25 protein-coding genes, 2 tRNA genes and 1 pseudogene are annotated in these 24,463 nt (G+C 52.9%); 26 read left to right on the top strand and 2 right to left on the bottom strand.

Annotation, left to right across the window (positions count from 1 at the left end):
* Positions 1–42 precede the first annotated feature (42 nt).
* The 7 genes from LOY70_RS01650 to LOY70_RS01620 all read left to right on the top strand — a co-directional run bounded on the left by LOY70_RS01650 (position 43) and on the right by LOY70_RS01620 (position 5,809).
* Positions 43–118, top strand: a tRNA-Phe gene (locus LOY70_RS01650).
* Between the two features lie 189 nt (positions 119–307).
* Entirely contained in the window at positions 308–637 is a 330-nt protein-coding gene (locus tag LOY70_RS01645) for a DHCW motif cupin fold protein (RefSeq protein ID WP_265032736.1), read from the top strand.
* A 66-nt stretch (positions 638–703) separates the two neighbouring features.
* Positions 704–1,111: a hypothetical protein gene (locus tag LOY70_RS01640; protein WP_123345523.1), complete on the top strand. Its 408-nt coding sequence runs from the start codon at positions 704–706 to the stop codon at positions 1,109–1,111.
* Positions 1,112–1,334: 223 nt separating this feature from the next.
* Positions 1,335–2,384 (top strand): PDDEXK nuclease domain-containing protein, encoded by a 1,050-nt coding sequence (locus LOY70_RS01635; RefSeq protein ID WP_265032733.1) that lies wholly within the window; start codon positions 1,335–1,337, stop codon positions 2,382–2,384.
* Between the two features lie 98 nt (positions 2,385–2,482).
* On the top strand, positions 2,483–3,088 hold the full coding sequence (locus LOY70_RS01630; protein WP_265032731.1) for a biliverdin-producing heme oxygenase: 606 nt from the start codon (positions 2,483–2,485) through the stop codon (positions 3,086–3,088).
* Positions 3,085–5,319 carry an ATP-binding protein gene (locus LOY70_RS01625; protein ID WP_265032729.1) on the top strand — a complete coding sequence of 745 codons (2,235 nt, stop codon included), beginning with the start codon at positions 3,085–3,087 and terminating at the stop codon, positions 5,317–5,319. The genes LOY70_RS01630 and LOY70_RS01625 overlap by 4 nt, the downstream gene beginning before the upstream one ends.
* Before the next feature lie 43 nt (positions 5,320–5,362).
* The gene (locus LOY70_RS01620) at positions 5,363–5,809 is read left to right on the top strand and encodes a hypothetical protein (RefSeq protein ID WP_123345529.1); all 447 of its coding nucleotides are present in this window, start codon (positions 5,363–5,365) and stop codon (positions 5,807–5,809) included.
* A 9-nt stretch (positions 5,810–5,818) separates the two neighbouring features.
* Here the strand turns inward: LOY70_RS01620 and LOY70_RS01615 are convergent, their stop codons facing one another.
* The gene (locus LOY70_RS01615; RefSeq protein WP_265032727.1) at positions 5,819–6,268 is read right to left on the bottom strand and encodes a carboxypeptidase-like regulatory domain-containing protein; all 450 of its coding nucleotides are present in this window, start codon (positions 6,266–6,268) and stop codon (positions 5,819–5,821) included.
* Positions 6,269–6,443: 175 nt separating this feature from the next.
* Between LOY70_RS01615 and LOY70_RS01610 the strand changes: the two genes are divergently transcribed.
* From LOY70_RS01610 to LOY70_RS01530, 17 genes are all read left to right on the top strand, one after another.
* The gene (locus LOY70_RS01610; protein ID WP_265032725.1) at positions 6,444–6,689 is read left to right on the top strand and encodes an antitoxin; all 246 of its coding nucleotides are present in this window, start codon (positions 6,444–6,446) and stop codon (positions 6,687–6,689) included.
* Positions 6,690–6,949: 260 nt separating this feature from the next.
* Complete coding sequence (locus tag LOY70_RS01605) at positions 6,950–7,723, top strand: ABC transporter ATP-binding protein (RefSeq protein ID WP_014336086.1); 774 nt, start codon at positions 6,950–6,952, stop codon at positions 7,721–7,723.
* 13 nt (positions 7,724–7,736) lie between these two features.
* Positions 7,737–8,492: an ABC transporter substrate-binding protein gene (locus LOY70_RS01600; protein ID WP_123345534.1), complete on the top strand. Its 756-nt coding sequence runs from the start codon at positions 7,737–7,739 to the stop codon at positions 8,490–8,492.
* 78 nt (positions 8,493–8,570) lie between these two features.
* Entirely contained in the window at positions 8,571–9,266 is a 696-nt protein-coding gene (locus LOY70_RS01595; protein WP_265032721.1) for an ABC transporter permease, read from the top strand.
* A complete protein-coding gene (locus tag LOY70_RS01590) occupies positions 9,263–9,952 on the top strand; it encodes an ABC transporter permease (RefSeq protein WP_123345538.1) in 690 nt (229 codons plus the stop codon). The genes LOY70_RS01595 and LOY70_RS01590 overlap by 4 nt, the downstream gene beginning before the upstream one ends.
* Positions 9,933–11,165: an SAM-dependent methyltransferase gene (locus LOY70_RS01585; protein ID WP_265032718.1), complete on the top strand. Its 1,233-nt coding sequence runs from the start codon at positions 9,933–9,935 to the stop codon at positions 11,163–11,165. Before LOY70_RS01590 ends, LOY70_RS01585 begins: the two co-directional genes overlap by 20 nt.
* Positions 11,166–11,650: 485 nt before the next feature.
* A tRNA-Thr gene (locus LOY70_RS01580) sits at positions 11,651–11,726 on the top strand.
* Positions 11,727–11,898: 172 nt separating this feature from the next.
* Positions 11,899–13,221 (top strand): tyrosine-type recombinase/integrase, encoded by a 1,323-nt coding sequence (locus LOY70_RS01575; RefSeq protein ID WP_265032716.1) that lies wholly within the window; start codon positions 11,899–11,901, stop codon positions 13,219–13,221.
* A 464-nt stretch (positions 13,222–13,685) separates the two neighbouring features.
* A complete protein-coding gene (locus LOY70_RS01570) occupies positions 13,686–14,558 on the top strand; it encodes a metallophosphoesterase family protein (RefSeq protein WP_265032714.1) in 873 nt (290 codons plus the stop codon).
* Complete coding sequence (gene tmk, locus LOY70_RS01565) at positions 14,555–15,202, top strand: dTMP kinase (protein WP_265032712.1); 648 nt, start codon at positions 14,555–14,557, stop codon at positions 15,200–15,202. The genes LOY70_RS01570 and tmk overlap by 4 nt, the downstream gene beginning before the upstream one ends.
* Entirely contained in the window at positions 15,192–16,085 is an 894-nt protein-coding gene (locus tag LOY70_RS01560; protein WP_265032710.1) for a hypothetical protein, read from the top strand. The genes tmk and LOY70_RS01560 overlap by 11 nt, the downstream gene beginning before the upstream one ends.
* The gene (locus LOY70_RS01555; RefSeq protein ID WP_265032708.1) at positions 16,078–16,419 is read left to right on the top strand and encodes a MazG nucleotide pyrophosphohydrolase domain-containing protein; all 342 of its coding nucleotides are present in this window, start codon (positions 16,078–16,080) and stop codon (positions 16,417–16,419) included. Before LOY70_RS01560 ends, LOY70_RS01555 begins: the two co-directional genes overlap by 8 nt.
* Positions 16,420–16,421: 2 nt before the next feature.
* Positions 16,422–17,375 (top strand): thymidylate synthase, encoded by a 954-nt coding sequence (locus tag LOY70_RS01550; protein ID WP_265032706.1) that lies wholly within the window; start codon positions 16,422–16,424, stop codon positions 17,373–17,375.
* On the top strand, positions 17,369–17,734 hold the full coding sequence (locus LOY70_RS01545) for a hypothetical protein (protein ID WP_265032704.1): 366 nt from the start codon (positions 17,369–17,371) through the stop codon (positions 17,732–17,734). Before LOY70_RS01550 ends, LOY70_RS01545 begins: the two co-directional genes overlap by 7 nt.
* A 1,383-nt stretch (positions 17,735–19,117) precedes the next feature.
* Positions 19,118–20,098 (top strand): integrase domain-containing protein, encoded by a 981-nt coding sequence (locus LOY70_RS01540; protein WP_265032703.1) that lies wholly within the window; start codon positions 19,118–19,120, stop codon positions 20,096–20,098.
* Complete coding sequence (locus tag LOY70_RS01535) at positions 20,095–20,367, top strand: hypothetical protein (protein ID WP_265032701.1); 273 nt, start codon at positions 20,095–20,097, stop codon at positions 20,365–20,367. The genes LOY70_RS01540 and LOY70_RS01535 overlap by 4 nt, the downstream gene beginning before the upstream one ends.
* Positions 20,368–20,647: 280 nt before the next feature.
* Positions 20,648–21,562, top strand: a complete 915-nt coding sequence (locus LOY70_RS01530; RefSeq protein ID WP_265032699.1) for a DUF2971 domain-containing protein — start codon at positions 20,648–20,650, stop codon at positions 21,560–21,562.
* A 581-nt stretch (positions 21,563–22,143) separates the two neighbouring features.
* Here LOY70_RS01530 and LOY70_RS01525 read toward each other — a convergent pair.
* Positions 22,144–22,547 (bottom strand): annotated as a pseudogene (locus LOY70_RS01525) (BRCT domain-containing protein); the annotation flags it as partial.
* Positions 22,548–22,998: 451 nt separating this feature from the next.
* Here LOY70_RS01525 and LOY70_RS01520 point away from each other — a divergent pair.
* Both LOY70_RS01520 and LOY70_RS01515 read left to right on the top strand, forming a co-directional pair.
* The gene (locus tag LOY70_RS01520) at positions 22,999–24,009 is read left to right on the top strand and encodes a terpene synthase family protein (protein WP_265032697.1); all 1,011 of its coding nucleotides are present in this window, start codon (positions 22,999–23,001) and stop codon (positions 24,007–24,009) included.
* 26 nt (positions 24,010–24,035) lie between these two features.
* Positions 24,036–24,308, top strand: coding sequence for a DUF3077 domain-containing protein (locus LOY70_RS01515; RefSeq protein ID WP_265032695.1), 273 nt, complete (start codon positions 24,036–24,038; stop codon positions 24,306–24,308).
* Positions 24,309–24,463 lie beyond the last annotated feature (155 nt).

Genomic DNA, 24,463 nt, shown 5'->3' with positions numbered 1-24,463 from the left:
TGCTTGACGACCCCCTGAAAAACCCGTTTAATGCGCCCCGTTGCCCAGATAGCTCAGTCGGTAGAGCAGGGGATTGAAAATCCCCGTGTCGGCGGTTCGATTCCGTCTCTGGGCACCAAAATACCGAAAACCCCGATCAAGAAATTGATCGGGGTTTTTTATTGGCTGGGATTTTTGCACCCAGTTCGTAGAGATGCCTTCGCAAGCAGAACGCAAATAGCGAGGGCTGGATAGCTCATCAAGTCGCTCTCTTCCCCCGCTCCACCGACTCGGCTACATTCGTCCATCCCCCAACAGACGAGTCGACATGGACATCACCGACATCCCCTTTGGCACCACCGATTGGTCAACCATCGAACCCACCGAACACAAAGGCGTCACCGGAACCGCCTATTGGCGCACCCGGCAGTTCGGGAGCATCCGGGTGCGGATGGTGGAATATACGGCGGGGTATCTGGCCGATCACTGGTGCATCAAGGGGCACATTCTGTTTTGCCTGAAGGGTGAGTTGAACACTGAGCTGGAGGACGGGCGGCAGTTCGTGCTCAAGCCTGGCATGAGCTATCAGGTGGCCGACCAGGCCGAGCCTCATCGCTCCTCAACTTCGCTGGGTGCGACCTTGTTCGTGGTGGATTGAAATTCGAAGCGTGCACTCCGAAGCTGTAGGATAGGTGGCCTTATTTTTCATGTCAGGAATCTGGCCATGTCATCGGCAGACAAACAGCAGAAGCGCAACCAGCGCGCCAAGGCGAAAGCCAAGAAGAACCGGATTCAACGCGCCGCTGCGCCGAACGATTTTCTCGATCCGAACGATGAGCGCATCGACCTGGAGACCGTCGATTTATCGGAATTGTTTCAAGCCATGCAGGCTGCTGAAAAGATCAGCCAGCAAGCCATGTGCGTAGCCTTCCTGGCACATCCACTGCTGTCGCTGGTGCTGGAACAGGAAGGTGAGGAGGAAGCCACTGACTTCATCATTACCGCCCTGATCGAATATCGACGCATGACCACCGGTGTCGATGAACAGACCGCGTTGGACTGGGTCGAGAGCAAGCAATTCCAGGCCGATTATGTGGCGGCGTCCCAGGCACTGGCCCAAGGCTCGATCTGACCGTCATCCCGTCAAGCGCTTTTGTGGCGAAGGCGCTTGCGGTGGATGACAACCTCCTGGGATAGCTCCTACAAGCCAGGGTCAATCGACATAGGGCGGCGTCAAATCCGTCCTGCATGAATAAGCTGTTTTTCCTCCAGGCCAATCAGCCCCGTCCTGCATCATCAAAACTTCCCCTGGAGCATGCTTTGGGTCCGCCCCTTCTCAATGGCTGGACACATCGATGACTTCAATTTCACCTCAAGACGACCCGCACCTCGCGCCACTGATCAGTGAACTCGGCCAACTGATCCAGCAGGCACGCCAGAAGGTCTTGCGCGCCGTCGATACGCTCCAGGTGCAAACATGCTGGCAGATCGGGCGACATATCATTGAGTTCGAACAAGGGGGCGCCGAACGGGCGGCTTATGGAAAACGCCTGCTGCCTTCGCTGGCGAAAGTACTGACGGCGCGGTTTGGGAAGGGGTTTGATGCTTCTAATCTGCGCTATATGCGACTTTTTTATCAGGCATTTCCAATGTGTGACGCACTGCGTCACGAATTAAGTTGGACCCACTATCGCCTGCTACTCCGTGTCGAAAATGAAAATGCACGCCGTTGGTATATGAACGAAGCCGCAACGCAAAACTGGTCCACCCGCGCCCTCGAACGCCAGATCGGCACCTTCTATTACGAACGCCTGCTGGCCAGCCGCGACAGGCCCGCGGTGGAGCAGGAGGCCCTCGTCAATCTCAAGGAACTGAACCTCGGCCCCAGGGATATCGCCAGGGATCCGGTGGTGCTGGAGTTCCTCGGGCTGCCCAATGCCGGCACTGTTCTGGAAACGGAACTGGAACAGGCCCTGATTGACCAACTACAGGGATTCCTGCTTGAGTTGGGCAAGGGTTTCGCCTTCATCGCCCGCCAGCAACGCATCAGTACCGAAAGCAAAGACTTCTACCTCGACCTGGTCTTCTACAACTATCTGCTCAAGTGTTTTGTGATCGTCGACCTCAAGCGTGGCGAGCTGAGCCATCAGGACATCGGGCAGATGGACATGTATGTGCGCCTCTACGACGACCTCAAGCGCGGCCCCGATGACAAACCCACCGTCGGCATCATTCTGTGTGCCCAGAAAGACGAATCGGTGGTGCGTTACTCCGTATTGCAGGGCAATGAGCAATTGTTCGCCAGTCAATACAAGCTGGTACTCCCCTCGGAAGAAGAGCTGTGCAATGAGCTGGATCGCGAACGGGCGCGGCTTGGGGAGCAGCACGCAGGCGCAGCGACTTGAGAAATGAGGGCCGACACCCGATGACTGCATACCCAAAAACCCATGTAAGATTTATGTGTTTTTTTCAGCAACGCTCCAGTCAAAGAACCCTGTCCCGCATGTCATCAGCCGCACCACATCCCTCTCTGATCCAGGCATTGCGGACCGAAACCGCTGAACTGCACATCGCCTTGGAAAAACGCCTGCCGTTTTTCTCCGAACACCTGGACCTCAATCTGTATCGGCGCCTGATGGCGGCCTACTACGGTTTCTATCAACCGTTGGAACAACGTCTTCATGTGCTTGCACTGACGCCGACCGGGCTGGACCAATCCCTACGGATCAAACTTCCGGTGCTGCGGGCGGACCTCACGGCACTGGGTCTGGAAGAGACCACTATCGAGGCACTGCCCACCTGCCAGGCGTTGCCGCTGATCGACTCCCGTGCCGCCGCACTCGGCGTGTCCTATGTGTTGGAAGGTGCAACGCTCGGGGGGCAGATCCTGCGGCGTAGGGTGGCGCAGAAGCTGGGGCTTGACGCCTCTAGCGGAGCAGCTTTCCTCAACGTGTATGGCGAGCTCACTGGCCGGCGCTGGAAGGATTTTCTTCAGTACCTGGACGACAGGAACCTTGGCGACGCCCAGACGCTCGAAGTCACACGCGCCGCCAAAGCGACGTTTGCTCATTTTGAACGCTGGCTGGACAGCCAAAAGGTACTGTTATGAACCCGGAAAACCAGGAAGCCTTCGAAGAATTGCTGGCCAACTGCGCAGACGAACCGATCCGCTTCCCCGGAGCCATCCAGCCTCACGGCGTGCTGTTGATGTTGTCCGAGCCCGACTTCGTGATCCGCCAGGTCAGCGCTAACGTGTTGCAGTTGATGGGGCACGACCCCCACCGGCTGCTGGGCCAGACGCTTGATGCACTGTTCGGCCCGGAACAGGCCGAAGCGATCCTGGTCGCCTGCCGCGCCGACGCGGGAAGCGACCACCTGCCCGTCGCTATCGTCGCGAACCAGCAGCGCTTTGACGCGTTGATTCATCGTCACCAGGGCGCCCTGATCGTCGAACTGGAGCAGCACCTGAGCGACTACCGCCCCGAAGGCGTCAGCGGTGAGGCCAACATGGGCCGCATGCTGCAACGCCTGCAAAGTGCAAAAACGCTCCAGGCCCTGTACGAAATCAGCGTTCGGGAAATCCAGGCCATGACTGGCTACGACCGCGTGCTGATCTATCGCTTCGAAGAGGAAGGCCACGGGCAAGTGATTGCCGAGGCCAGTGCGCCGTCGATGGAGCTCTATAAAGGTCTGTTTTTCCCGGCGTCGGATATTCCCGAACAGGCCCGCGAGCTGTACCGCACCAACTGGCTGCGCATCATCCCCAATGCCGACTACGCCCCTGTGCCCCTGGTGCCGCAGTTGCGACCTGACACCCAGGCGCCACTGGACCTGAGTTTTTCCACCCTGCGCAGCGTCTCGCCGATCCACCGCCAATACATGAAAAACATGGGCGTGCTCTCGTCCATGAGCATCTCGCTGATGGAAGGCGAGCGCTTGTGGGGACTGATCAGTTGTGGCAACCGCCAGCCGCTGCTTGTCCCCCATGAAATGCGCATGGCCTGCCAGACCATCGGCCAAGTGCTGTCGCTGCAGATCAGCGCCATGGAAGCCCTGGAACTGGCTCGCCAACGTGACGCCAAACTTGAAGACCTCAAGGTCCTCGCCACCGTCATGGCAGCGTCCAGCGACAACGTCTTCGACGGTTTATCCCATGATCCACAACGGCTGATGGACCTGACCGGCGCCACCGGCGTCGCGATCTTCGAGGACAACAAACTGCACCGCCACGGCCAATGCCCGGAACCGGAGCAGATCCGCGAGCTGCACAAATGGATTCTGGAGACCGGCCAGCCGGTGTTCTCTCGTCACAATCTAAGCAGCACTTTCCCTGCGGCCCAGGCTTATCAAGACGTGGCGAGCGGCGTGCTGGCGATCCATCTGCCCAAGCCTGTGGAAAACGGCGTGCTGTGGTTTCGCCCCGAGGTCAAGCAAACCATCCAATGGAGCGGCGATCCGCAAAAACCCCTGGACCTGGAAAACAGCGAGACCGGCCTGCGTCTGCGCCCCCGGACGTCCTTCGAGATCTGGAAAGTCGAAATGGCCGGCATCAGCACGAAATGGACCCACGGCGACCTGTTCGCGGCCAATGACCTGCGGCGCTCAGCCCTGGAAAACGACCTGGCCCGGCAGGTGCTCAAGGAGCGCCAGGCCGTGCAGGCTCGCGATGAATTGGTGGCCGTGGTCTCCCATGACCTGCGCAACCCCATGACGGTCATTTCCATGCTCTGCGGCATGATGCAAAAGGCTTTCAGCTCCGACGGTTCCCACAGCTCAAAACGCATTGCCTCAGCCATCGATACCATGCAACAGGCCGCCAGCCGCATGAACGCGCTGCTGGAAGACCTACTCGACACATCGCGCATCGACGCTGGCCGCTACACCATCCACCCTCAGCCGATGGACGTCAGCCAGATATTCGAAGACGCATGCTCGTTGCTGACACCGCTGGCCACCGCCAAGGCCATCGACATGTCCTTTCATGCCGAACCCAACCTGAGGATCAATGCCGACCCCGAGCGGCTATTCCAGGTGCTGTCCAACCTGATCGGCAATGCCATCAAGTTCACACCGCAGCAGGGCTCAGTAGGCATCAGTGCGATGTCCGTTGGTAACGAGATCGTATTCAGCGTCCGCGACACCGGTGAAGGTATTACGGCGGAGCAACTGCCTCACGTTTTCGACCGCTACTGGACGACCAAGGAGGGCAACCCGAATGGCACCGGTCTGGGATTGTACATTTCCAAGGGGATTGTCCAGGCCCATGGCGGTAAACTGTACGCCGAAAGCCAGCCAGGCCAGGGCAGCGAATTCTGCTTTACCGTGCCGAGAATCGACTGAGCCGGGCACGCTCCTCCCCTAACGAATTGGAAACCGAAGCCCAATGGCCTCACCGAACAAGCAGCAAAAACGTGCCAAGCGCGCCAAAGACAAAGCCAAGCAGATCCGCATGAGTGGACGTAAATCCATCCCGATGTACGGCGACCCGGCCCACGCCACCGCACAACCACCGGTCTACGTGCTGGAACTGTTCGCCAAGCTGCGCGAAGCCGAGGCCATCAGCCGCAGCGAAATGCTCGACACGCTGCTCGCTTCCCTGAGCGTGATGATCAGCGAACGCCCAGGCCTGCTGGACCTGAAGAACGCCGAAAACGAAAGCATGGCCGCTACCAACCTGGCGGCCGACATGCTGGTGGATTACCGCATGTGGGTCGACGAGATGGACCGCGAGACGGCGCAGCGCTGGCTCAGCACTCCGGAGTTCATCAAGGATTTCAGCGAGGCGCTGGACCGTTATCGCCAGTCGATGGAAGAACCGGCCAGCGAATAAGCCGACCCGCTATTCGTCACCGCTCCAATGGAACACCAGCTTGCGAGCGGCGCCGCTACCAACGTCGGCGGTGTCGCGCCGCGCCTCACCGTTGCGGGTCGCCACCACGGTGTACTTGCCCGGCGGCAACTGCACGTAAACCAGCGGTCCCGCCTCGTCCAGCGTCAGCAGCGCTTGCCCCGCTGCGTTCTGGACGACGACATGCACATCCGGGATGTATTTGTTTTCCGGGCCAATCGCGAACGTCATGTGCAGGTTGTAGCCCTGGGCCTGCCCGATGGCCCGGGCTTCATCCTCGCCAATGCCGCCGGACAGGTAGCTGATGCCGTTCTGTTGCTGCGGCTGGACCTGCACGCCGGCGCTGTCTACCGGCGCCAGGCTGGTGGCATTGAGCATGACAGGAAACAACAGCGCGCCGAGCATGAGGAAGGGCAGCAAAAAGTAATGGTTATGCTTCATGGCGAGGACTCCAGGTACTGGAAACAGCTCATGAGTTCCCTTTTGATTGTGGTTACACGCCAAGGTTTAGATCTATTAGCGATGAACAAAATCAGAAAACCATTCATCGCAACAGCGTATATCCCAGTGACATATCCTACGCGCTTCACGCTTGAACTTTCCGGGAGGACTGCCCATGAAACAAACCACCCTTTTCATGAGCAATCGCAGCCAGGCCGTCCGGCTACCCAAAACAGTTGCAATGCCAAACGATGTAAAACGTGTAGACGTGATTGCCACAGGAAGAGCACGCATCATCACATCAGCCGGCGAAGCATGGGATAGCTGGTTCGATGGAGACTCCGTGACAGCAGATTTTATGACAGAGCGTGAACAGCCTGCCAATCAGGAGCGCGAGCTCTTCACACGCTCATCCGATTAACCCTTCCAACCCCCGTCCAAAGCTGGCACCATCGCGCCTTTTTTTACGCGACTCCCCGGGTTTTTCACCGGTAAGCAGGGTTCAGACGGCCGTTGGGTTGTTGAAGGCGCGACAGACTGCTGCGCCCATGCGACAACCTGCCGCACATCCCCGGTTTACCACCCCCGGTGCTGTTGGCGGCCATTCGGACGCATGCTAGCTTGGCCGCCTCGCCAAGGAAGGCCGCCAACAGCAAGGGAGCACACACATGAGGACCGCACATGGCCCAGGCCACGCCCGCGCTTGAAATCCGCAACCTGCACAAACGCTACGGCCAGCTGGAGGTGCTCAAAGGCGTCTCGCTGACCGCCCGCGACGGCGATGTGATCTCGATCCTGGGTTCCTCCGGTTCCGGCAAATCCACGTTTCTGCGCTGCATCAACCTGCTGGAAAACCCCAACCAGGGGCAGATTCTGGTCGCCGGCGAAGAGCTCAAGCTCAAGGCCGCGAAAAACGGTGAACTGGTGGCTGCCGACGGCAAACAGATCAACCGCCTGCGCAGCGAGATCGGTTTTGTGTTTCAAAACTTTAACCTCTGGCCGCACATGAGCGTGCTCGACAACATCATCGAAGCGCCACGCCGGGTGCTCGGCCAAAGCAAGGCCGAAGCCGTCGAGGTGGCCGAAGCCCTGCTGGCCAAGGTTGGCATCGCCGACAAGCGCCACGCCTACCCAGCCGAGCTGTCCGGTGGCCAGCAACAGCGCGCGGCCATCGCCCGTACTTTGGCGATGCAGCCCAAGGTGATTCTGTTCGACGAGCCCACTTCCGCCCTTGACCCGGAAATGGTCCAGGAAGTACTTAGTGTGATCCGCGCCCTGGCCGAAGAAGGTCGTACCATGCTGCTGGTGACCCACGAAATGGGGTTCGCCCGTCAGGTTTCCAGCGAAGTGGTGTTTCTCCACCAAGGCCTGGTCGAAGAACAAGGATCGCCACAGCAGGTCTTCGAAAACCCGCTTTCGGCGCGCTGCAAACAATTCATGTCCAGCAACCGCTAACGGAGCAGTACACATGCAGACCTATAGGAAATTTCTTCTGGCCGCAGCCGTCAGCCTGGTCTTCTCGACCAGCGCCATGGCGGTCGAGAAGCTGAAGATGGGCATCGAAGCGGCCTATCCGCCATTCAACAACAAGGACGCCAGCGGCCAGGTCGTGGGTTTTGACAAAGACATCGGTGACGCCCTGTGCGCCAAGATGAAAGTCGAGTGCGAAGTCGTCACCTCCAACTGGGACGGCATCATTCCCGCCCTGATGGCCCAGAAGTTCGACTTCCTGATTTCTTCGCTGTCGATCAACGAAGAACGCAAGCAAGCGGTGGACTTCACCGACCCGTACTACTCCAACAAACTGCAATTCATCGCGCCGAAAAACGTCGAGTTCAAAACCGACAAAGAGTCCCTCAAGGGCAAGGTCATCGGGGCACAGCGCTCCACCCTCGCAGGTACCTGGCTGGAAGACGAACTGGGCAGCGATATCACCGCCAAGCTCTACGACACCCAGGAAAACGCTTACCTGGACCTGACCTCCGGCCGCGTCGACGCGATCCTGGCCGACAAATACGCGAACTACGACTGGCTGAAAACCGAGGCCGGCCGTGGTTATGAATTCAAAGGAGACCCGGTAGTAGAAGGCGACAAGATCGGCATCGCGGTGCGCAAGGGTAACGATGAACTGCGCAACAAGCTGAACACCGCCCTCAAGGAAATCATTGCTGACGGCACCTATAAAAAGATCAACGACAAGTACTTCCCGTTCAGCATCTATTGATGCTGACGTGCCTGGCCGGCGACGCTCCCTGGCAGCGCCGGCCCTTAGCAAAGCCTGCCGCGATATGAATTCTTACCCATGATGATCGATCTCTACGGATTCGGCCCGGCGCTCGCCGCCGGCGCGCTGATGACCGTCAAACTGGCGCTCACGGCCCTCTGCCTGGGGCTGGTGCTCGGCCTGCTCGGTGCCTTGGCCAAGACTTCGCCGTACAAACCGCTGCAATGGCTGGGCGGCACCTATTCGACGTTGGTTCGCGGCATCCCGGAATTGCTCTGGGTGCTTTTGATCTACTTCGGCACGGTCAACTTGCTGCGTGCCCTGGGCGAGTATGTCGGCAACCCCGATCTCACCCTCGACGCCTTCGCCGCGGGCGTCATTGCCCTGGGCCTGTGCTTTGGCGCCTACGCCACGGAAGTATTTCGCGGCGCGATCCTGGCGATTCCCAAGGGCCACCGTGAGGCAGGCGTCGCCCTTGGCCTGTCGAAGTGGCGGATCTTCACCCGGTTGATCATGCCGCAGATGTGGCGCATCGCCCTGCCCGGCCTGGGCAACCTGTTCATGATCCTGATGAAGGACACCGCGCTGGTCTCGGTGATCGGCCTGGAAGAGATCATGCGCCACGCGGAAATCGGCGTGACCGTGTCCAAGCAACCGTTCCTCTTCTACATGGTGGCAGCGTTCATGTATCTGGGCCTCACGGTGCTGGCCATGATCGGCATGCACCTGCTGGAACAGCGCGCCGCCCGTGGCTTTACCAGGAGCACCCAATGAACTGGGAAGTCATCATCAAATGGCTGCCGAAGCTGGCCCAAGGCGCCACACTGACCCTGGAGCTGGTGGCCATCGCCGTGATTGCTGGCCTGTTGCTGGCGATTCCATTGGGCATCGCCCGCTCTTCGCGGCTGTGGTACGTGCGGGCTTTGCCCTACGCCTACATCTTCTTTTTCCGTGGCACCCCGCTGTTGGTCCAGCTGTTTTTGGTCTACTACGGCCTGGCGCAATTCGATGCCGTGCGCAGCAGCGCGTTGTGGCCGTACCTGCGCGATCCGTTCTGGTGCGCCACGGTCACCATGACCCTGCACACCGCCGCCTACATCGCCGAAATCCTGCGCGGCGCAATCCAGGCCATCCCAAAGGGCGAGATCGAAGCCGCACGGGCCCTGGGCATGTCGCGGCCCAAGGCATTGTTCTACATCATGCTGCCCCGCGCTGCGCGCATCGGCCTGCCGGCCTACAGCAACGAAGTGATCCTGATGCTCAAGGCCAGTGCCCTGGCGAGTACCGTGACCCTGCTGGAACTCACCGGCATGGCCCGTACCATCATTGCCCGGACCTACCTGCCGGTGGAGATCTTCTTCGCGGCCGGCATGTTCTACCTGTTGATGGCGTTCCTGCTGGTGCAAGGCTTCAAACAGCTGGAGCGCTGGTTGCGCGTCGATGCCTGCCAAGGGCGCTGACGGCGACGTGCTGACGGGCGAAGCGTTGCTTGCCCGTTTCACGGCGCTGGATCTTTTTCTCACAGCCCACCAGGCGCTGTGGAAACCGCGCCCCTTCACTCACCTTCAACTGCCATGGGAAACCGCCTACCCAGCATTGGCCCACTGGCTACGCCAGCGTTCACTGGAGGATGCGGAAAACGACCATCATCAGCCGTGGCTCATGGAAGACGCGCCAGCGCCATTCCCAGAACTGGCGGCCATTGCCCAGGAACTGAGTGCCATCCCAGAGTTGCCAGCCGCTGAGCTGAAAGCACCCGGTCATCGTCTCAACGTCGACGTACCCGGCCGCAAATGGCAACAGATCGAAGCCTTCGCCAGCCGCCTGCACTTCGCCACCGAACCCAGCCACTGGCTGGACTGGTGCGCCGGCAAAGGCCACCTCGGTCGACGCTTGCTGCAGGATGCGCAAAAACTGACGTGCCTGGAATACGACCCGGTCCTGGTCACCAGCGGCCAGCAACTGAGCCAGCGCCACCACCTACCCGCCACACATCTGCAACAGGATGTACTGGCCGCGAACGCAGCCCAGGCGATCTCACCCGAACACACACCTGTGGCTCTGCACGCCTGCGGCGACCTGCATGTGCGGCTGATGCAATTGGCGAGCGTCACCGGCTGCGCACAACTGGCTGTCGCACCGTGCTGCTACAACCGCATCAGCACTGAGTGTTATCAACCACTGTCCGACGCCGCCAAAGACTCCGCCTTACAGCTATCGCTCGAGGATCTCGGACTGCCACTGACAGAAACCGTCACCGCGGGTGCCCGCATCCGACGGCAACGAGACCACTCCATGGCCTGGCGACTGGGCTTTGATTTGTTGCAACGGCAGATCAGAGGATGCGACGAGTACCTGCCCACCCCTTCGTTACCGAGCGCCTGGCTGGAAAAATCCTTCGCCCAATACTGCATCGATCTGGCAGCCTTGAAGGACTTATCCACAGTCGGTTCGCCTGATTGGGCTGCATTAGAACAAGCGGGCCATCAACGCCTGGCCGAAGTGCGCAACCTGGAATTGGTGCGAGGCCTTTTCCGACGGCCATTGGAGCTGTGGCTGGTTCTGGATCGAGCACTGTTCCTCATTCAAAAAGGCTACGACGTTCGCCTTGGCATTTTCTGCGAATCGCTCCTGACCCCACGAAACCTGATGGTGCTTGCAGAGCGTTATTGAAGCGAAACAGGCTGTGGATAACTCTGTTGATGGAATCTACGCGGCGCCAAGAAATCCGCGATTTCCTGACCGAACGAAGAGTGGTCATTTTTTGTTCATCTGCATAAAAAACCATGAAAACAGGCATTTGCGTGCAAACGAGAAAGCTGTCACAAAATCGCAAGATGCCGGCCGCCTCGTTCTTCCTATTGTGCATAAGCGCCTGAGCGAAACGACATAACTAACGAATTCAGGGCGGTTATGAGCGAGCAATTGGGTCCAGCGCGACATCCACTTAACCCGCTATTGCTCCTGAATATCACCACTGCCCATGAACGCGCCGACAGGCCAAAGCCCAACGCCACGCCCTGCAAAACAACCGCACCTGACGAGCCCTGAACAAACGACTTCTCCGCCGCGCCGTACCTAAGCCGAACGCTGTGCAAAAATAGTCAGAATTCAGGGGTTTACAGAACTGGCCCAATCGCTATAATCGTCGCCCACACGCCGGTATAGCTCAGTTGGTAGAGCAACTGACTTGTAATCAGTAGGTCCCGGGTTCGACTCCTGGTGCCGGCACCATACAAGGTTCCAGAGAAGGCTTTCAAAATCTCTGGAACCCCCGAAAAACCCGCCTTCTGGCGGGTTTTTTCGTTTTGGCGTTCCATCGGTTTCCGTCAGAAACTGGTAGATTCCAACCGTTTTAAGGGTAGAGTTTGGGATACAGGTCACTTCGATAAAAGGGAGTACCCTTATGTCGCGCACCACAGCTCCGCTCTCCGACGCAGCTTGCCGCTTGGCAAAACCTACAGACCGCGCCTACAAGCTTTTCGACGGCGATGGCCTCTACCTCCTAGTCCAGCCCAATGGCCGCAAAGGCTGGCGGCTCCGTTACGTCAAACCTGACGGACGCGAAGGACTGACCTCGTTCGGCAACTACCCCGTCATTGGCCTCGCTGATGCGCGCCGCAAGCGCTTGGAAGTTAAGCGAATGCTGGCGGATGGCGTTGACCCTATAGAGACCAAGCACCAAGCCAAGGCGGAAGCCGTAATCAAAGGCAGAACCTTTGAAAGCGTTGCGTTCGACTGGCATACGGAAATGTCGGCCAAGTGGGCACCAGGCCATTCCAAGACTGTGATGAGTCGCCTCAAAACCCACGTGTTCCCGCTGATCGGCGCCCGCGCCATTGTCGACCTCGACACCCATGACCTCATGCAGCCCTTGGAAGCGATCAAGAAGCGCGGAACGATAGACGTAGCTTTAAGGGTACAAAACTACCTGCAGAGCATCATGCGCGAGGCAAAACGCCTCCGGCTTATCACCGCCAACCCTGCATACGACCTCGAAGGCTTGATCAAAGCCCCGCGGGTGGTACATCGCCCCGCTCTACCCTTATCGCGACTGCCGGAACTACAGGAGCGGATCGACACCTATAAAGGCCGCGCACTTACCCGCCTGACGGTGATGCTATCGCTGCATGTATTTGTACGCTCCAGCGAACTGCGTTTCGCCCGCTGGAGCGAGTTCGACCTCAAGCGTGGCACCTGGGAGATACCGGACACTCGACCCGCGTTGGAGGGAGTACCCTTTTCCACAAGGGGTACGAAGATGGCAGGGGATATCCATTTAGTACCCTTATCGCCGCAAGCAGTAGCGCTACTCGAAAAAATCCATGCACTCACAGGCAAATTCGCATTGGTCTTCGCAGGGGATGCCAAACCCTGGAAGCCCATGTCCGAAAATACCGTGAACAACGCGCTTCGGACGATGGGATACGACACCAAAACCGATATCTGCGGGCATGGATTTCGTTCGATGGCCTGCAGCGCACTGATCGAGTCAGGATTGTGGTCGGAGACAGCCATTGAACGGCAGATGAGCCACAAGGAGCGCAACAACGTTCGCGCCGCTTACATCCACAAGGCCGAGTTCATCGAGGAGCGCAGGCTGATCATGAACTGGTGGAGCCGGTACCTGGAGGCCAACCGGCAGGAGCATGTCACTCCGCACGAATTCGCGAACCAGACGGGAGCGAACGTCACTCGCCTAAAAGCAAAACGTGGCGCAACCGAGTAAGCGCTCGGTCTTCATATCTCAGCGATCCGTTTGTCCACGCGGGTCCATCCAAGCAGGGCTGCAAAGCCGCCCTGCTTGGATGGACCTTATCTAGAAAATCAAAAAGCTGACGATGCTCATGTGAAAAGATACCTATATCCACAGGCCCAGACTCCTTTAACTGAGAGAGTCGCCCGCAACTACCCACAGATTGCTGAAAAATAGAAAATCGCTTGCGCTGAGGGCTCTCAATCCGAGCAATATGCTACAAACAACCAGTCGGCGAGCCCCAATTGCGATTGGAGCACATGCGAACTCGACACCAGCGCAGTTGCAATGCAAAAAACCGACGAAAGGTTTTGCGGGTTTGCGCGAGCTTTGCGGCTCCCAGGCCCCCCCTGTAAAGTTAATGAAATATTTTGGCAAAGGGCAAAGGGCAAAAGCGATGCCAGCGTTTAGAGGACCCTAAGTGCACTAGAAATCTGATGCTTTACTATTACCCTAGCATAGAGGATCTGGTAAAAAACCATGCTGATTTTCATAGAGAAAACTCAATGAGTATAACAATTATCCATGTAACCGACCCACACTTCGGAAATGAACTTCCAACCTACAATCGCGAGCAAATAAAATCCGCCCTCATTGAAAAAATCAACAACGAACAAGGACAAAAAATCTTAATCATCAGTGGCGACATTACTTTTAAAGCAAGAGCTCAAGGGTACGATGAAGCTACTGAGTTTTTTTCCAGCGTGATCGCTGAGTGCAATATTCCAAGATCACACATTATTGCCTGCCCTGGAAACCATGATATTTTTGCTGATACCACCTTTAATAAATTTGACAACTTTATTTACTCACTACGTAAAGATGATGTTTTTTCCGCCTCGCAAAAAAACGAATCAATATTAGAAATTGACGACATAATTTTCCTCACTTCAAATTCCTCGCATCACCTCAATCACACTTACGGACTAATCCCAGAGTCAACAATTGAAAAACTAAATACAGAGAAGCAGAGATTCCTGAAATTCAACCACAAAATATTCATCACGCACCATCACCTAATAAGTCAGCGAAACGGCGACACATCAACTATCAGAAATACACACAAGCTCCTTTTCACACTTGAGAGTTTAGGTTTTGACTACGTCCTCCATGGACATCAGCACTCGAGTTTGGATTTGTCTTTTGGAGAATGTCGAACAAAAATACTTTCTGGACGTTCTTTAAACTTTCACGACAGGGGGTACCACAATGGATTTAGTGCAATCACAATAGAAACTGGTATAATCAAGCGTTTTATTGTCACGCCTGACAAAGATCCAACTAAGCTGATTTTCGAGGAGATGAAATGAAGAGCAAGTTTATTGTGTTTGAGGGGATTGATGGTTCCGGTACATCCACACAGTCCGAACTGCTAAAAAAAGCGCTTAATGCAAAAAACATCAAATGTCATCTCACCTGCGAACCTTCTGACGGCCCCATCGGAAATATGATCCGTCAGATTTTCAAGGGTAGGATTAACGTAGCCAAAGGTTCCAACCCAAACATTGACAGCGGAAATTTATTTGACGAACAAATGGCATACCTTTTCGCCGCTGACCGCCACGATCATCTCTACAACGATATTGATGGCGTATTTAAGCTAAAAGCCGAGGGCGCAGTCGTTATTAGCACAAGATATTATTTCTCTTCTTTTGCATATCACTGCTCAAACCAAGAAGACTTCAATTTGGTAAAAACACTGAACGCAAGGTTTCCTGATCCAGATTTGGTAATCTATCTAGACAACCCTGCCAAAAAATCAATAGAACGAATAAATGAAAGGTCTTTTAAAGACGAATATGAAAATACAGAAAAGCTTCTGACTGCCAAAAACAATTACGAAAAAATCTTTCAAGAATACAAGGGTAGAACACTTAAAATAGACGCAACCGGGTCTATCGAGTCTATTCATAAAAAAATCCTATTAGCAGTAGATGCCTTAATTGAAAATTGAATACATCGAAACAACCTCATTAGAGGACATTGTTAATCATGCATCTGGAGAAATTCCAGATGGTAAATTTATCATCAACTACATCTTACCTTTTTCCATCCCGATTAAAATTATAAAAGACAATCCAATTCGAGATGTGTCGGATGAAGCTTTACTTTGGGCGAGCAAAGTACGCCCCGAGGAACTTCATATAAACCACGGGGAATTCATTGGGGATGGACTAGATCACATCATATCGCAGCTCACTCATAAAAAAACTAGTAATAGAGCAATAATATCCCTTATAGACCAAAGCAAAATCTCTAATTCTGGCGACACCCCCATACCATCTTTCATGGTGCTGCAATGCAACATTTACGAGAGTACTCTTTATTGCACTGCATATTTTCGAGCACTAGAAGTTACAACTTTCCTGCGCGTAAACCTAGAAGAAATTCGACTTAAAATAGCCAGCATCTATGACGCCATCCCGGATTTTAAAACTGTAAACTTAACTATCTTTGCTTTCCGAGCATACTCTAATAAAAATATAAATACACTGAAGATACCTTTGATAGATCGCCTCACCGAGGCGAAAATCGTGACAACATTAATCAGAAAGCCTACAGAAATCTCTGAACTACTAAAACAAAAATGCAAAGACTCAACCGTAGTTTTAACCGGCTCATTGGAAAAAATAATTTCCTCCCTCAGCGAGCTTGAGGACAAGGACGTATGTTTCAATCGAGTGCTAGCGTTACATCTCACAAAAAAGGCGCTCGCAACCGCTAACGATTTAAAAGAAAAACGCGCCGTAAACTCACACCATGATGACTTTGAAAAACTAAATAGAGAGCTCGAAGAAAATATTCTTGCACTTTCCAAGGAGTTTTATAATGCGTAAGACACTAGATGAAATAAAGTTAGCACAAAAAGAATTTGATCAAACTCATAAAATTGGGGCTAAAAGCTTCTATACAGAAATCAATGAACAAAATATCAGCGAGCTTGAGCACCTAGCTGTATGCCTATCTGGAGAGTTCGGTGAGTTCTGCAACATTGTAAAAAAAATATCTCGAGGAGATTTCTCTCTCCGAAGTGCAAAGGCTGAGCTTAGTGAAGAGCTGGCAGACACTTTTATATATTTACTAAAAATCTCAAACCAATTAGATATTGATATCGAAACTGAGATCCTCAAGAAAATAGAAAAAAACAAAACAAGATTCCCGAAGGTATAAATATGCACAGCTTTGTTGGAAGCGACTTAAATGACATATATTTAGATACCCTTATTTCATGTCAGAGCCTTTGCTCACAGCTCAGTACTTCCCGAGCGGGTGCTGTATACGATTTCGGTCCGGCATGTTTCGAGTTCACCAACCCTGTTGATCAAATACTAACGCTAAGGAATAGATGCTTTAATCCATATTTCGCCATTGTGGAAGCAGCATGGGTTTTAAGCGGAAAGAATTCGCTTGCACCATTAAAAACAATGATAGCAAATTATTCTCAGTACTCAGACGACGGCAAAACTCTAAATGGAGCCTATGGCTTCAGAATGAAAAGATATTTCGGTCAAGACCAGTTGTCTCAATCAATAGATCTTCTGAAAACAACCCCCTCAAGCCGCAGGGCAGTACTAACACTATACGCTCCCGACGACTTAAATCGAAAGAACTCTTTAGACATCCCATGCAATACCACAATATATCTAAAAATTAGAGACAATAAGCTCGACATAACTGTTTTAAACAGATCAAATGATTTATTTATGGGAATACCTTACAACATCTTCGTATTCAATTGCGTACAAAAATACATTGCAAATCACCTTGGTTTAGACGTAGGAGTACAGCGGCACTTTACCGATTCGCTACATTTATATCAATCAGACATTGAAAAAGTTGAGAACATAATCCAGACAAACCATCAACATGAAATTCTTAGCTGGAAAGAACATCCATCCCCAACACATCTGTATAAAAGCATTCTATCCGAGCATGAAGCCATATCCGAACCAGACTTAAACAACATACAATGCCCTTACACTAAAAAAACATTTGCTGACTACTTCACATACAAAGCAAGCAGAAGCAGTATTGATTTAATTCAATCCTTGCCGTATGATAAGTTTGGTTTAAGCGTAAAACTATGGATCGAGTCACTCAATCAAAAGGCAGCATACCCATGCTAAGAATACCTAATATTCTATTAACCAGTGTTGAAGATTTTATTGACTGGTCAATCGAGTTAGCAGAGAAGCATCTTACCCAGGCTCCTCGCCTTAGAGAGTTGATCTTAAACTCAAACATAAACAACAAAGAATATTTTTCAATTAAAGATGACAAGATCCTTATTCAATATGTGCTTCTCTGCTTAGCGTACGGACAGCTAGAACCAGGTGTTTACCAAGATCCTCATTACAAAAGCGTTATCACCACAAAAACTTCAATCATTCTTAACCATATAAACCTAGACAAGAAAGGAGTCACCTTCATTACTTCAATAGAAGAACAGGTTATTTCAGCACTGACCATCGCAACTGGCATATAAATAATCAGCTAACATCACGGGTAAGTTTTCTCCGATGAGTGTGGATTTTGCGGCCCCCATGGATGTCCCTGTAAAGCTACAACGGTGTGCCCCACAAAAGTCGCCGTTTTTTGCCAAACGCATCCTTCTATTTTCATTTGGATGCTCTCAAATCGACCATTTGCGATTTGCCTAAAATTGAATTTTCCCTCTCTTACTCCAACCGTCTATGACGGATCATTTTTACTGTTAACTTGTAGTAGTAAAGTGTCGCGGGGGCACGGCCCCTCAGGTGGTGATGTAGAAACTATTTCAGATGCTTCTTCCGCCACATGCCCCCACGGTCGTCAATCACCTTACACATCCTATCCGCCTGCCTTGTGTGTCGCTGCCGGATGACCTGTGAGTTGGTGCGTACTAGGTTCAGAAATAGCACCACATCGATGCGGTTTACCCCCCAATTCATGACTGTTTTGTTGTCGAACGGCCTGATCGAGTATGCGGTTTTGCCAGTATTCTTCGCCTAGGTTCGGAGTGAGCGCTCGATCTTCATATTTCGGTGATCCGCTTGGATGGACCTCATTTAAAAAATATAAAGCCCACGCAACTGTCTGTGGAAAACTACTGATTTCCACTGGTGGATAATTTCATCCACAGCCGGAGAATCCCCGAAAATTCGAGCCTTGACCTGAATTATCCACAGGCGTAGAAAAGATCGGGCAAAGCGCTGTCGTTGACAGCAACCCCAGGTAGCCAGAACCTTTAAGGCTACGCCACACCGTGGTGGTTCTCCCAAAGTGCGATTAGCGTCCGGCGGCCCGCACGGTCACAGCGATGTGATGGATGCCTACTTTTATCAGTGTCCCCACTGCGGCAACTCATACTCTTTCATAGCTGCCCTGCAGCAACCTATCCGTTTGGCCATTTCATTGCGCCAACCTGCGCCCGTCTCTTTCTCCCGGAAAGAGACGGGCGCTCCTACCGCTGCTGCAGCCCAACTCGTACAAGGCTTTGCGGCATTCCCCCTCGTGACAATCGGCGTGACAAACACCGAAAAGTCACCAGCAACAGCGATGCAGATGATGGTGCCGCAACCCACGGAATGGACTGCACCTGACTGACAGTCAGGCATGCCCCCGGTCATCGCTTCACTGCCTTCACCCGAATCAGGATCTCGCGGCATTGGTCTCGTCAGCCAGCGCAGCCTCCACCCGCCCACTTCTGCGGAAGTGTTCAGGAGGCCAGATCATGAGATGCCCAAGCTCCCGGTCGTAAGGAGCCGCCAGTCCTGCGTTAGTGGACAACCCTCACAGGTCGCAGGGGCCTTGATCCCTGATAACACTCAGCATTCTTGGCGGGATGACGTGGGGCGAGGACTGTAGAGCAGAAGATGAGAGGAGCGATATGGCATTGGTGGGTAGACGCGATGGTCGTAATTTCGGCTACGGCAGGCAATTGAGCTACGCCGGGCCGCAGGCGCTGAAAGACATGTTTGGCGGAGGCCACTACGGCACGGTCAAGGCGCACTGTGACCGGTGGTTGGCATTCGCGAAATGGTGCCGCTCCGAACAGGGGCCCGGTATCAATGATGCCCGGCAGATTGATCGGAGGGTGTTGGCCGACTATGCGGCGTATCTGCGCGACGTGGTTGAGCGCGGTGACCTCGCCATCAGCACCGCACAAAATCGGCTATCCAGCGTTAACAGGACCATGGCGGCGCTTCGCGGTGATCAGTATGTGAAGTTGCCGAGCCCGAGTAAGGCGCTGGGTATCCAGCGCACCGGGGTTCGACACTCGGTGCCGCAGGGTCAAGACCGCGAGCAGGTTAAGCAGATCGTCGATGCGCTCTGCCGCCAACATCAACTACGGGCCGCCGCAATCGTTCTGTTGGCGCGAGCCACCGGGATGCGCTTGCGTGAGGCCATCTTGGCTGACCTGCCACGGCTAAGCCGTGAGGCTAACGACCTAGACAGGATAAACATTCAGGATGGCACCAAAGGTGGTCGCGCCGGGGCCTCGGCGCCACGTTGGATTGCGATGGATGACAATGTTCGAGGTGCACTTGGGTTTGCACGGCAGGTATCGCCTGCGGGTAGCCGCAACCTGCTTGCGCCACACGAAAGCTACCTGAAGTTTCTGCAAGAAATCATCCGCCCTGCGCGAGACATCCTGCATGCACACAACCTCAAAGGCTTCCATGAGCTTCGAGCGGCTTACGCATGTGAACGCTATGAGCAGATCACCCAACACCGCGCACCTATCTACGGCGGCCAATGTTGCCAGGTAGATAGGAACCTTGATCGTGAGGCCCGACGACAAATCAGCTATGAACTGGGGCATGGTCGGATCAATGTGGTCGCGGCCTACATTGGTGGCCGGCCATGAGCAAGCCATTCGACATGGAGTTGTTCTTAGCTGGGGTGCTGACCGGCTCGCACGCAACTCGGCAACGCCATTTGCGCCAGGCGAAAACTATTCAGACTGAAATCGCAAAGCGCTGGCAACGAGAAACGCCTTGGGCTTGGCAGAGAAAGCATTTGGCTTGGTTTCTCGATCGTCGCCTAAACGGGCGGAGTGAGGCGACGCGGTACTATTACTTACTAACTGTGCGGCTGCTCGCTTGTCGGTTGGAAAAGTCATGGGTATTCGGGTAGATGAGGATGCTCATATTGTTTTCACGGTCGGTGTCAATGGGCAGAAGTTGGTAGCGTGCTAGGGAGATAGCTATCGCCCGTAAAGGCAAAACCGACACTTTCGACGGAAACTATCGATATCGCGAGCGATAAGTTTTGGCATGGCGTAATAATGTTATGTGTAGCGATCTTTGTTGGATTATACTGATTCTTTTTTATGTTGCTCTGCAGGGTCGGGCTCGGCCAATTAGTCAGCTGTTAGAAGTTTTGTGAATTCTCAGGGAGTATATGGGTGTTATCGATGGCTTGCGGTGAAAAACCTATTCCTAATGTGTTATTCAAATACAGGGATGACTCTGGGCGCACAGAGAATATTTTTAAAGAAAAGAAAATTTGGTTATCATCACCGGCTCAGTTGAATGATCCTTTAGAGTGCCGAATTGGTGAAATTCCTAAGGAGTGGGAAGCTAGCAATATCCGAACCATGGAAGGGGCCCAGTTAATGGGCATGATAGCTCGTCCGCCATTTTTTGAACCTCCTAAGAATATTCTTTCTCTGAGTGAGCGAGAAACCAAACAATGGTTGAAGCGCTTAAAAAAACTGGATCATCCTAGGAAGATAAAGGCCATGCGAGAACTGTATTCCGAACATGGAATACAGCTATCTAGACCTGAAAATGTATTCAAGGATATGCGTAGCCGAATTTCTGCAGTTGGTATATTCAGTCTTAGTGAGACTTGTTATAGTGAGTTGATGTGGGCGCACTATGGTGCTTGCCATCAAGGCGTAGCGCTTGGGTTTTCAATCACGCCGGGCTCCAAGTTGGCAAGTACTAGACATTGCTTGCCTGTAAGTTATGCAAGAGAAAAGCCTATGTTCAAGGCTGGCTTTAAAAATGAAGTGCAAATTATGGCTCCCGGTAGCGGTATGCCTAATATTCAGAGAGTGTCATTTGAAGATGATGTGTTTAGATCAGCAATAAGTACTAAGACTCCTGCCTGGGAGTATGAGAAGGAGTGGCGATACGTAGAGGAAAGTCATGGGCTGTTTGACTTTCCTGGTACTCTAAGTCAGATTGTGTTTGGGATGAAAATGAGTAATGATCGGAAGCAGCATTACAAAAATCTTGTTAGTGAATTTATTGGTAGTGATGTGGAGTATTTTGAGATAGTAGAGGGGGCTGACTTGTGTGGTATCGAAGCTCGGAAGATTTGAACTGAGCTGATGCTTACTTAAATCTGGCGCTCGGCTCATCTTATATTTCCATAGGTTGTAATTGTGACTATCTGTTGGCAGGGAGTAGTCTGAATCCGCTAGCGGGTTTCAATAGAATTTGTATCGTCCACAGCCGCTAGCTGCGATTGGTAGCTGTGGTCGAAACCATATATTCGAACATGTGGCAAGATATTGCTGGGCGGTGGTTAAGCGTTCGGCGGATCACTTTCAGTTTAGGGGCATAGATCATAAGCTCGGTCTCTAAGCTGTCATTTTTCCTGCTTTTCCGATTTTTCCCTGCGAGCAACCGTGCAGGTTGCTTGAGGTAGTTTTAGGGATAGCATCAGATATCTTCAATGATAATAATGTTTGAATTCATGCCCTTGGGCCTTGATACGACTCCTGGTGCCGCACCATACAAAACGAAGTCCTCGCAGAAATGCGAGGGCTTTGTTGTTTCTGGGTCTTCACTTTTCCTCCCCACCTGAAAAACCTGTGGGAGCGAGCTTGCTCGCGATGAGGCCATCAAACCCACCGACAATCTTTCAGCCAGGACAACGGGCAGCCTTTCTTGGACCGGCTCAACCAAACAGCATTTTTTGCCAGTGATCCTCACTCACAACGGCAATCGAAGCCCCTGCCTCCCGCAGCTCCACTGCCTTCATGATCTTCGTTCCGTAGGTGCTGTGGCGCCACTGCTCATTGCCCACGCTGCCGACCACCAGGTAATGCACTTTTTTACTCACCCCGCCCCCAATCAAACCGCCACGCTCCTCGACCAATGCCTGGCAATCTTTACGCGGCCCAAAAGCCATGACGCCCGTAAATACAACCATTCGGCCATCCCACACCAAATCGGGGGCCGGGGAATTGAATGAAGATCCGTTGGAGCAACCGCAACAGCTCCACTGACCTTCGGTGTCTCAATGCTCACTCCAGAAAAACTACGCAGGATGTTCAGCAAATCAAGAGATTCATCCGGATCAAACCTAGCACTCTTGGGCACGGCCCTCCATTTGATCAAGGAAACCTTTTATCCCTTTGCGATAAATCAGGATCAGGCGGATCTGATAGGCCGTGCAAGCATCATTTTCGAACTTTCATATTCCGCTGCCCTCCATAAAAACTATCCTCTTTAGCAGATAAACTGCCGGCACCTTCCAAACAACCGACAGACAAACCCGCACTTAAAAATATCGTATTATTCCTTAAAGCTCTATTCGCTATTCATAAAACATCTATGAACCTGTCACTATCGACAGTAGACCGATCTGCATTTCCCAGATAATACTTTTCCGTACTGATGATCAACAACATGTAAAGGGACAGTCCTCCCCCCGAAGGTCGGACAGGAGAAGGATCACGGCAGTCTGAAATAAATTCACCAAAGACTACAGATAAAACCGAAAACTGATCAATTACCTAAGTGAGCGATTATGAACATTCGTGAAATTCTTGAAACAAGGCTTATCTATCCTACCCCTGATTTGATAAGTCCATATGCCGCAGCCATACAGGAACATACCGACAAGCAATGGATCGACGGTGAACTTAGAAGCCTGCTCCCCGAAGCTGCCCGCGAAAATTATAAACGTGTTCGTACCGGTTATATGGCTGCAAGATGGTGGCCCCTTACGCCAACTCATGAAAGATTGATACCGTTGGCACGCCTTATGTTATGGTCCATGTATAACGATGATATATATGAGCTGTGTACACCCGAGGGGGTACGTCATGGGCAAAAATGTTCCGTTGCTGTTTTAAAAGGAACCCTTACTGCCAGCGATGCCAATATTCCACTCGGGGCGTTTCTCGCGCAAATGCGTCAGGAATTCCTGGCATTTATACCCCAGTCGTCCATCGATCGTATTGCAGATAACATAGATATTTATTTCGATGGTGTGGAAATAGAAACCATGTACAAGAGAGATAGGCGGTTCCCGACACCATCCAATCAACGAATGATCCGGGAAAAGACGTTGATGCTTCGCGCCTTTAATGAATCTATGGAAGTGGAAACAGGTGTAACGCTTCCTGATGAAATACACAGGCACCCAGTCATCCGAGAGTTATCCAGGGTTTCCGGTCGCATACCCGGGTACTTTAACGACATCCAATCCCTGCTTAAAGAGGAAGCCACGGGTGATTTTTTTGTGAATCTGGTAAAAGTATTGGAAAACTTCAAAGGCATAACAAGAGCAGAAGCCATAGAAGAAGTAGTACGTATTAATAATGAAGACGTACATGAGTTTTTACACCTACAAAAAAACCTTCCTGATTTTGGAGTATGGCAGCGGGAGGTAGAATACTATGTACATTGTTGGAGCATGCCTTTCAATGGCTGGAAATCTGCGACATTAATAGAGTCGGATCGGTATTGGGAAGATGGGTATAACGCTCCCGAAGTATTTGAAGCAGCCGCCAATATTGTTCCCGACGCGAATTGAATTTATTAAACAAATAAAGTTCAGTTATGAAAAAGCTGTCCGCGGTAAACGAGTGCCATTTTAGTGCCCACGGGGGTTCCAACCGTCCACTCCTCCACGTCAACGCCGGCGAAGCCCTGTCCCACGCCTCCGACCTGCTCCATGTCGCCAAGCTCTTGGCCGAAGACGCGGCGATGATTCGCAATACGGATCGCGATGCCTGGGCCTCGTGTTATTTGCAGGACATGAGCAAGGCCGTCATCGACGTAGTGAAAGTGCTGGAGGCGCCGGGGAGTCATTGCGCTTGGGTTCTCTCATAGCCCGATGCTGTCCACTTGAACGGGGCAGCATTGGGTCTGGCACCTAAGGGCCCGGATACAAAGAAAGGCTGCTTCGCCGCCCAGCGGGAGCAACGCGCTCGCCGGTCTTGTGGATATTCATCTAATCATTTTTCCCGCCGATACCTTCAAATAAG

Source organism: Pseudomonas sp. B21-054 (assembly GCF_026016345.1).
In the GTDB taxonomy this organism is placed as follows: Bacteria; Pseudomonadota; Gammaproteobacteria; order Pseudomonadales; family Pseudomonadaceae; genus Aquipseudomonas.
This window is presented reverse-complemented; position numbering and strand designations above follow the sequence as displayed.

Bases quoted from the DNA above. Each gene is read 5' to 3' on its own strand.
- LOY70_RS01645 (WP_265032736.1), top strand. From the start codon at position 308: ATGGACATCACCGACATCCCCTTTGGCACCACCGATTGGTCAACCATC.
- LOY70_RS01640 (WP_123345523.1), top strand. From the start codon at position 704: ATGTCATCGGCAGACAAACAGCAGAAGCGCAACCAGCGCGCCAAGGCG.
- LOY70_RS01635 (WP_265032733.1), top strand. From the start codon at position 1,335: ATGACTTCAATTTCACCTCAAGACGACCCGCACCTCGCGCCACTGATC.
- LOY70_RS01630 (WP_265032731.1), top strand. From the start codon at position 2,483: ATGTCATCAGCCGCACCACATCCCTCTCTGATCCAGGCATTGCGGACC.
- LOY70_RS01625 (WP_265032729.1), top strand. From the start codon at position 3,085: ATGAACCCGGAAAACCAGGAAGCCTTCGAAGAATTGCTGGCCAACTGC.
- LOY70_RS01620 (WP_123345529.1), top strand. From the start codon at position 5,363: ATGGCCTCACCGAACAAGCAGCAAAAACGTGCCAAGCGCGCCAAAGAC.
- LOY70_RS01615 (WP_265032727.1), bottom strand. From the start codon at position 6,268: ATGAAGCATAACCATTACTTTTTGCTGCCCTTCCTCATGCTCGGCGCG.
- LOY70_RS01610 (WP_265032725.1), top strand. From the start codon at position 6,444: ATGAAACAAACCACCCTTTTCATGAGCAATCGCAGCCAGGCCGTCCGG.
- LOY70_RS01605 (WP_014336086.1), top strand. From the start codon at position 6,950: ATGGCCCAGGCCACGCCCGCGCTTGAAATCCGCAACCTGCACAAACGC.
- LOY70_RS01600 (WP_123345534.1), top strand. From the start codon at position 7,737: ATGCAGACCTATAGGAAATTTCTTCTGGCCGCAGCCGTCAGCCTGGTC.
- LOY70_RS01595 (WP_265032721.1), top strand. From the start codon at position 8,571: ATGATGATCGATCTCTACGGATTCGGCCCGGCGCTCGCCGCCGGCGCG.
- LOY70_RS01590 (WP_123345538.1), top strand. From the start codon at position 9,263: ATGAACTGGGAAGTCATCATCAAATGGCTGCCGAAGCTGGCCCAAGGC.
- LOY70_RS01585 (WP_265032718.1), top strand. From the start codon at position 9,933: ATGCCTGCCAAGGGCGCTGACGGCGACGTGCTGACGGGCGAAGCGTTG.
- LOY70_RS01575 (WP_265032716.1), top strand. From the start codon at position 11,899: ATGTCGCGCACCACAGCTCCGCTCTCCGACGCAGCTTGCCGCTTGGCA.
- LOY70_RS01570 (WP_265032714.1), top strand. From the start codon at position 13,686: ATGCTTTACTATTACCCTAGCATAGAGGATCTGGTAAAAAACCATGCT.
- tmk (WP_265032712.1), top strand. From the start codon at position 14,555: ATGAAGAGCAAGTTTATTGTGTTTGAGGGGATTGATGGTTCCGGTACA.
- LOY70_RS01555 (WP_265032708.1), top strand. From the start codon at position 16,078: ATGCGTAAGACACTAGATGAAATAAAGTTAGCACAAAAAGAATTTGAT.
- LOY70_RS01550 (WP_265032706.1), top strand. From the start codon at position 16,422: ATGCACAGCTTTGTTGGAAGCGACTTAAATGACATATATTTAGATACC.
- LOY70_RS01545 (WP_265032704.1), top strand. From the start codon at position 17,369: ATGCTAAGAATACCTAATATTCTATTAACCAGTGTTGAAGATTTTATT.
- LOY70_RS01540 (WP_265032703.1), top strand. From the start codon at position 19,118: ATGGCATTGGTGGGTAGACGCGATGGTCGTAATTTCGGCTACGGCAGG.
- LOY70_RS01535 (WP_265032701.1), top strand. From the start codon at position 20,095: ATGAGCAAGCCATTCGACATGGAGTTGTTCTTAGCTGGGGTGCTGACC.
- LOY70_RS01530 (WP_265032699.1), top strand. From the start codon at position 20,648: ATGGCTTGCGGTGAAAAACCTATTCCTAATGTGTTATTCAAATACAGG.
- LOY70_RS01520 (WP_265032697.1), top strand. From the start codon at position 22,999: ATGAACATTCGTGAAATTCTTGAAACAAGGCTTATCTATCCTACCCCT.
- LOY70_RS01515 (WP_265032695.1), top strand. From the start codon at position 24,036: ATGAAAAAGCTGTCCGCGGTAAACGAGTGCCATTTTAGTGCCCACGGG.